The organism is Thermodesulfovibrionales bacterium, assembly GCA_035622735.1.
In the GTDB taxonomy this organism is placed as follows: Bacteria; Nitrospirota; Thermodesulfovibrionia; order Thermodesulfovibrionales; family UBA9159; genus DASPUT01.
Window position 1 is genome coordinate 1 of record DASPUT010000133.1, and the last position, 6,893, is coordinate 6,893.

Sequence of the window (6,893 nt, forward strand, 5' to 3'; positions counted from 1 at the left end):
GAGCGGCGTGGATCTCAACGGAGCGCCCCTCATGCCCCCTTACAACCCTGCAATGAGGGAGTACGAGGTATGCTTCAAATGTCACGCGGACTGGGCTCCCAAGTCCCCTTACATCCCGAGGGTCATCATCTCGACAAATACGCGCCTTCAGTTTGACATGACGAACCCCTCTTTCCATCCGGTCGCCACGATCGGCAGGAATATGAATGTCCCGAGCATACCTTCGCAATTCGCGCCAACCCTCACGGTGATGAGCATGATTTACTGCAGCGACTGCCACAGTGATGATGACGGCTCCCGGGGCCCTCACGGCTCGGCATATCCTCCCATTCTGAGAGATCGTTACGATACCTTCGACCCGAACCCCGTCTCAGAGAGTTTTTCGACCTATGCCCTCTGCTATCGGTGTCATAACAGGGACAATCTCTTGAGCGACGCGAGCTTTAAACACCGGGAACATGTCGTCGCTGATAGGGCTCCATGCTCTGTTTGCCATGACGCCCACGGAATCCAGGACAACTTCGTCACGGGAAGCCACATACACCTCATCAATTTCGACACGCGAAGCGTAACCCCCGTGTCGCCGAACATCTTCCCGGTTTACAACGGACTATCGAGGAGCTGCACCCTGGTCTGCCACGGCAAAACCCACGACAGCACTCTCACCTATTAGCGGAAATATCGTCGAAGCTTCGATAACCCTCCACTCCGACGGATGAGGCCAGAACAACTCTGAGGCGAGGTCTATCGTCCCGGACCCGTAGATTCTTTCGTAATCTTAATCAGGGAAAAGGCCGTCGCCCCTACAAGAGGGTTCATCCCTCGTACATGACCTTCCCCATATCAGAGAGATCATATCCGCCCAGGTTCGAGACCGCTTCCCTAAATTCTCCGTCATTCCTGATGATATCGATGAGGGCCTTGATCATCTCCGTCTCCATAAAATCACTCGCGATCGCGATATCATAACGCTCCCTCGCCACAGGGATGAAGTCCAGGTCGAGCGCGCGCGCAGCCGCGAGTATCGCAAGACCAGTATCCGCAACCCCGCTCAGCACCGCGGACGCGACACCCATATGGGTATATTCTTCCCTGTCATACCCCCTAATGCGCGTTGGTTCGATTCCCCTTTCCCTGAGGTGTTTATCAGTGAGAAGCCTCGTTCCCGCGCCCGCCTGTCTGTTGATATAAACGACGTCGTCTCTCACCAGGTCCTCAAACCCTCTGATATTTTTCGGATTCCCCTTCCTCACGAGCAATCCCTGCTGCCTGTAAACGAGGTTGACGAGGGTAACACGCTTACCAACGAGCAATCTCTCTATGTAGGGGACGTTGTAGAGTCCCGTCTCCTCATCAAGGAGATGGGTTCCCGCCACGTGCGCCTCTCCCTTCTTCAGTGACATCAGTCCGCCCATCGAGCCGACATGGGCAGAGGCAAAGGAGTATTCCGGATATCTCTTCTTCAGGGAATTCGAGAGGAGATCGAGTGCGTTGTCGTGGCTCCCGATGCAGACGATCGTGTTTCTGATTTCGTGCTCCGGCCTCAGCAACTCGACCTCAATCTCCGTACCGGCCCCGATTCCCTCCGAGAGGGACGGGATCCTCACCATCCCGTCGGCCCTCACGAGGGACATGATAACACCTGCCCCCCTGCTCACCGGCGTCGCTATCGTCTTTTCCCCCACCACGCCGACCTTCACCCGCACGAATTCCTCCTGTCCCAGCGCCGAAGACAGCTGCCTCGACAACCGTGCCCTTATCCTCTCCGGCTCCTGCATCCTGAGCCCCTGCCAGGCGTAGAGGATCGGCTTCGCAAAGAGATGAAACGTTATATACGCCGATACCGGATAACCGGGTATCCCGAGTACCGGTTTCCCTCCCACGATGCCGAGGATGACCGGCTTTCCGGGCTTTATTCCGACACCGTGGATGAGAACCTCTCCGGCCTCACGGATCGCCTGCGCCGTAAAATCTTCCGAGCCCGCGGATGAACCGGCATTGATGACTACCATGTCGGCAGCGCGAGAGGCGTCTGAAATTACCGCCTTGAGCGCGTCGAGATCGTCACGGACAATCGGATACCGCCTGAGATTCGCTCCCCATTCCGTTACGAGACCGCCCAGGACCCGCGAATTATACTCGATGATGTTTCCCCGGACCAGTTCGGAGCCCGGTTCGACGATCTCATCTCCCGTGGGGATGATGGCAACCTCAGGCCTCTTTCTTACGAGAATATCCGTATGCCCTCCCGCAAGCAGGGCGCCGATATCCACAGGCCTGATCCTGTGATTTTCAGGAACGATAAGCTCCGTCGCCACGATGTCTTCTCCAATCGTTCTCACATGCTGCCATGGGGTGGCAGGTTCGGTAATCTCGATGGAGCCTTCAGACGGCTCATGACCAGGACCCTTCCCTTCGCCGGATACACGGGGTGCCGAAGTCTTTTTATCCCTGATGATATTCACGTCCTCGATCATGATCACTGCGTTGAACCCGTCGGGTATCGGGTCCCCGGTGTCCACGGGTATCGCCTGCCCGGGCATCCTGAGGATCACCGGCTCTGTCTCGGACGCTCCGAACGTCTCCGCAAACCTGACAGCGTAGCCGTCCATCGCAGCCGAGTGATAGAAAGGAGAGGAAAGCCTCGCGGAGATCGCTCCTGCGGTTATCCGCCCGAGGGACTCGACCACCCTGACCTGCTCAGGGGAAAAGGCCCTGCCGAGCCCTTCCCTGCCGAGTCTCTCCTTCCATACCCTGAGCGCTTCGTCCAAGGGGGTGCTTTCGAGGTATATCGTTCTTTTCATGCGGTCATCTCCCACGGAGATGTTCAGCATCGTCAGAGACTGCTCGCGACGATTCGATGAACATCTTCTGAAATGAGGTGGCAATAAACACGGACGTCTTTCTTCCTCACATGGTCCTCCGCGTTCTTTTTGGCGATCCGGCATAGCCTCCTGAGGGTGTCAAACCGCTTGCCGTAATAAAGCCAGGGGAAGAGGTCACCGGTATCCGCATTCGCGAAGGGCAGCAATTCATCCGCCCGGAGGCCCACACTCTTGAGAAGCACCAAGAGGTCTCCCATCTTCGGCTCGGTCTTCCAGGCAGCAAGTCTGATTACATCGGGCCAGGTCGCAACGATATGGAGCCTCTCAACTTCCTGAGACAGGCCCATAACAGAACCGAGGATGTCGCCGCCGGCGAGCCGACAGTCCTCTTCCGCGGAGTGACAGGTCTCCCGGTGAATCCTGCCCGACTCCTCATCCGAGGCGATAATCACTTCTCTCATCCCGCTCCCACCGGCTTCATCTCAGGTTCAGGAATGCGAGCGACTCGATATGATATGTATTGGGAAAAAAATCGATAAGCGCAAGCGACTCGAGGTCATACCGGTCGTTCATTTTTTTTAGGTCTCTTGCGAGGGTCGCCGGATTGCACGAGAGGTAAACTACCTTTTTTGCCCCCAGATCGAGAACCTTCTTCAGACAGTCCCGCGTTAAGCCGGGCCTCGGGGGATTCAGGACAACGATGTCATAGCTGCTCTCTCCGAGAAGCTTTTCACCCCGCCGCTTCCCTCCTCGTTCGAGACTCTTCTCGGCCGATAGCCCGATAAACCTGCAGTTCTTTATGCCGTTGAGCATGGCGTTTCTCTTTCCGTCCTCCGCCGCAAAGCGGTTCTCTTCCACCGCAATTACCTCTTCCGCTCCCACCGAGAGGGGGAGGGCGAAGTTGCCGGCTCCCGCATAGAGGTCGAGGACCTTCTTACCGCTCAGCGGAGCCAGCCTTTCGACCACGGTCTCGACAACCTTCCTGTTCAGGGACCAATGGCTCTGGAAAAAGCTCCAGGGGGTGACCGAATACTTCAATCCGTTGAGGTCGAGCGTGATGTAATCCTTACCCTGAGAATCGCCGTTCTCAAAGGCTATTCCGGCTATCTCCGCATCGAGGACCCCCTGAACGAGTTCATCGGTGACATCGCCCTTCACGATCGCCGCAAGGGTGTCACCGAATATAACAGATATTTCCTTGAGTCCTGTAAGCCCAATACCCCTCAATTCCCGCAAGGCACCGTTTATCTCATCGACCATGACGGGACATTCCTCGATACGGAGGATATCCCTGGTCCCTTCCCGGTAAAAACCGACCTCTCCTTTCGGTGAGACCTTAAATTGCGCCCTGTGCCTGTAGCGGAACTCTCTGTCCGTGAGAGGAGGCAGGAGCTGAACGTCAAGACCGCCGATCCGTCTCATCGTATCACGGATTATCTCCTCCTTCATCGAGACCTGACCTTCATACTCGACGAACTGCAGCTGGCAGCCCCCGCAGAGTCCGAATACCCTGCACGGCGCTTCTCTCCTCGAGGGGGAAGGTTCAAGGATATTTCTTGCCGTGGCAATGCTGTAATCCTTCTTCTTCTCCTCGATCGCGACTTCAACGAGTTCACCGGGGATGGCGCCCCTGATAAATACGACCTTGCCGTCCCTGCCGATCGCGTATCCCCCGTAAACCGGACTTTCCGCTCTCATCGTCACGTTCATTACTTCTTACCGAGGAGTTTCTTTACTGTCTCTTTCAGCTCTGTCAGTTCCGCAGATTTCACGATATAGGCCTCCGACGCCCAGACGGCGAAATCGTCCCGATAGTCATACGCCGTCGACATGATTATCGGAATCCGGGGCTTCTTCTCCTTCATCTGCCGCAAGAGTTTTATGCCGTCCATATCGGGCATGAGGATATCGAGGGTAACAAGATCGGGATTCTCCTTTTCGAACAACTCTATCGCCTCCGTGCCCGTTGCGGCAACAACGACCTCGTACCCTTCCTCCTCGAGTTCTTCCTTGTAGAGTCTCCTGATATGCAGGTCATCATCAACAATGAGTATCTTCATGATACCTCCTTTCCCTTCGGTAAAAAGACCCGTATTGTTGTACCGGCTCCGGCCTTACTCCTCACTTCCACCCTGCCCTTGTGCTCTTCGATGATCCGCCGCGTTATCGCAAGCCCGAGACCGGTTCCCGTCGGTTTTGTAGTATAAAAGGGATCAAAGATAAAAGGCATGTCCTTTTCATCGATGCCGGCCCCCGTGTCACTCACCTCGGCGACAATAAAGTCATCCCTCGCGTAAGTCTTCACCCTTATCTCTCCATGAGTCCCGACAGCCTGAATGGCGTTATTCATAATATTCAAGAAGGCCTCCTTTATCCTGTCGGGGTCCAAGAGGGAGGTGGCGACTTCGCCGAAACTCGTCCCGATAGTGATCCCCCTTTCCCCGATCTCGGAAGCCACGAGAGAAAGGATATCGCCGAGCAGGGCGTTGATATCCACGGTCGTCCTGGACAGCCTCACCTCACGCACAAAACCGAGGATGTCCTTCAGAATTTCCTCGAGCCTCCTCACCTCATTCGTGATGATCGAGGCGTACTCCTTCAGGTTGCCGTCGAGCTTCTTCTCCAGTCTCAGGGCGAAGCCGCCTATCGAGACGAGGGGATTCCTGATTTCATGGGTGACCTTTGCCGCCACCTCTCCGAGTGCCGCCATCCTCTCTGCATTCGACAGCCTCTCCTGGATATTCTTTATCTCGGTGATATCCCTGACGATGTGAACGGTCCCCATGAAGTTGCCCGAGGTGTCGAAGATCGGAGAGGTAGACGTGAGAAAGGTTCCCCCCAGGAAGGGATCCTCCAGTTCTTCCACAAAGGCCTTCTTCTCTATTACCGTCTTGTGATGCGGACACTCCTTCCAGGGCACGTCCATGCCGTGAAAGACCTCATAACACTTCTTGCCGACAAGGGCCTTTTCGTCCTTGCCGAATCTGTCCATAACCGCCTTGTTGACGCTCTTTATCGTGTAGTCCATGTCGGTAAAGTAGACCATGTCCGATATCGACCTGAAGATATTCTCAAGCTCGGCTTCCGCAATCGAAATCTTTTCAAAGAGTTTTGCGCTCTCGATCGCGGTCGCCACCTGATTCGAAAAGGCGACGAGGAATTTCATGTCCTCATCCGTCACCGGTCTCCTGTTGAAGAGATTATCGACCCAGAGGATGCCGATGACCCTGTCCCTCGATATCAGAGGTACGATCGCGTACGCCTCCGTGCCGAGTTGCTGGATTAAGATGGCGTCGGAGTGCGGCTCCTGTCTCGCGTCAGGCACGTTAAAAGGCTTCTTTTCCCTGACCGACAGGGCAAGGAGAGAGTCGGTCTCAAGCGGGACCTCAATGCCAAGGCTCAGCCTGTCGAGAAAAGACTCCTTCTTTAAGGGCCCCGTATCGATCTCACTCATGATATCGGCCAGCGACCGCTTCTCGCGGGACAGCCGCTCCCATATCCTCCCCGCTTCCTCATGACTTTCAGGTCCGACACCCATGGCGCCTTTGAGGACCTTCTTCTCCTCATCGACAAGGAGGAGGACCGCGCGATTGAAGCTCAGCCCCTCGCCCATGGTCACCGCCGTCAGGATCATCCGGAGGAGCCGCTCAGGGTCGAGGGTGCTCCTCATAGCGGAGCTGATGAAGAAGAGCCTCGAGAGTTCCTGATTCTTCGTGATCAACTCCTTTTCGACCCGTTTCTTGTCGGAAATGTCACGGGATATTCCGCTGATGCCGATAATATCTCCCGATGCGTCTTTTATAGGAGAGAGGGTGAGGCTCACCTCGATAATCGATCCATCCTTCCGCTGGCGAACGGTTTCTATATCCCTGAGCACCTCACCCCCTCTCACCCTCTCGGTATGCACCTTCTCGGCATCTCGCAAAAAATCAGGAACAAACGGGAGAAACTTCCCTATCACCTCCGCCTCGGAAAAACCGTATATTCTCTCCGCGCCCTGATTCCACGAGGTTATGAACCCGCCGAAGTCAGACGTTACAATCGCATCGGCGGAATTATCGATGAGAC

Annotated in this window: 6 protein-coding genes; 1 reads left to right on the plus strand and 5 read right to left on the minus strand. The window is 55.6% G+C overall.

All coding sequences use genetic code 11. The annotated features are described in order from the left end of the window. The coding region (locus VEI96_07235; protein HXX57779.1) for a hypothetical protein at positions 1-673 on the plus strand (673 nt) is incomplete at its 5' end. Between the two features lie 142 nt (positions 674-815). On the opposite strand, the gene VEI96_07240 is transcribed toward VEI96_07235, so the two are convergent. From VEI96_07240 to VEI96_07260, 5 genes are all read right to left on the minus strand, one after another. Then, positions 816-2,804 carry a molybdopterin biosynthesis protein gene (locus VEI96_07240; protein HXX57780.1) on the minus strand — a complete coding sequence of 663 codons (1,989 nt, stop codon included), beginning with the start codon at positions 2,802-2,804 and terminating at the stop codon, positions 816-818. Between the two features lie 32 nt (positions 2,805-2,836). Continuing rightward, positions 2,837-3,286 (minus strand): hypothetical protein, encoded by a 450-nt coding sequence (locus tag VEI96_07245; protein ID HXX57781.1) that lies wholly within the window; start codon positions 3,284-3,286, stop codon positions 2,837-2,839. Positions 3,287-3,302: 16 nt separating this feature from the next. Then, the gene (locus VEI96_07250) at positions 3,303-4,523 is read right to left on the minus strand and encodes a class I SAM-dependent RNA methyltransferase (protein HXX57782.1); all 1,221 of its coding nucleotides are present in this window, start codon (positions 4,521-4,523) and stop codon (positions 3,303-3,305) included. An 11-nt stretch (positions 4,524-4,534) separates the two neighbouring features. After that, positions 4,535-4,885 (minus strand): response regulator, encoded by a 351-nt coding sequence (locus VEI96_07255; GenBank protein HXX57783.1) that lies wholly within the window; start codon positions 4,883-4,885, stop codon positions 4,535-4,537. Beyond that, on the minus strand, positions 4,882-6,893 hold a 2,012-nt coding region (locus VEI96_07260; protein HXX57784.1), incomplete at its 5' end, for a PAS domain S-box protein. The genes VEI96_07255 and VEI96_07260, both read right to left, overlap by 4 nt.

What these genes read in the sequence shown, in the direction of transcription:
- VEI96_07240 (HXX57780.1), bottom strand. Translation starts at nt 2,804, where the DNA reads ATGAAAAGAACGATATACCTCGAAAGCACCCCCTTGGACGAAGCGCTC.
- VEI96_07245 (HXX57781.1), bottom strand. Translation starts at nt 3,286, where the DNA reads ATGAGAGAAGTGATTATCGCCTCGGATGAGGAGTCGGGCAGGATTCAC.
- VEI96_07250 (HXX57782.1), bottom strand. Translation starts at nt 4,523, where the DNA reads ATGAGAGCGGAAAGTCCGGTTTACGGGGGATACGCGATCGGCAGGGAC.
- VEI96_07255 (HXX57783.1), bottom strand. Translation starts at nt 4,885, where the DNA reads ATGAAGATACTCATTGTTGATGATGACCTGCATATCAGGAGACTCTAC.